General features: G+C 60.5%; 1 protein-coding gene. It reads right to left on the reverse strand.

Annotated elements, in window-relative coordinates; all coding sequences use genetic code 11:
* Positions 1–134: transposase (locus tag SALPAC6_RS31010; RefSeq protein ID WP_397540901.1), on the reverse strand; the 134-nt coding region annotated here is incomplete at its 3' end.
* Between the last annotated feature and the right edge of the window lie 327 nt (positions 135–461).

Genomic DNA, 461 nt, shown 5'->3' on the forward strand with positions numbered 1-461 from the left:
CATGAATGCCTATCAAACGTCCTCTGATGCCCCGACACCGACGGATGCCGGTCCTTCCACGCCTGCAGAAACGGCCCGACCACCGCCCACTGATCATCGGTCAGGTCACTCGGATACGCCGCACGTCCATTCATGATCAGCCCAACGCGGCCGGGCCTCCCCGGTTACGACTACGGCTCACATTCACATGCCAACCCAAACCCATAAGGGACGAAAGCTACCGAACCACCCTCTCACTGGACGTTTGCTTCATCTTCGGGCCGGTAATGGCCGATTCGCGCCTCGACCTCGGTAGCGCGAGATGCCCGACCCGACCTAGAAAGAAAACATATCGGTGGACATAGGCCTGACCGGGTTCAGCGGATATCGCCCCGGGATCGTGTCTGGTTCACTTTCATCCCGCACCGACGGACATGACGTCCGCCAGGTCGAGGCCCCGACACCGTACGCCTGCTTCATGA

Source organism: Salinispora mooreana (assembly GCF_000379065.1).
Classification (GTDB): Bacteria; Actinomycetota; Actinomycetes; order Mycobacteriales; family Micromonosporaceae; genus Micromonospora; species Micromonospora mooreana.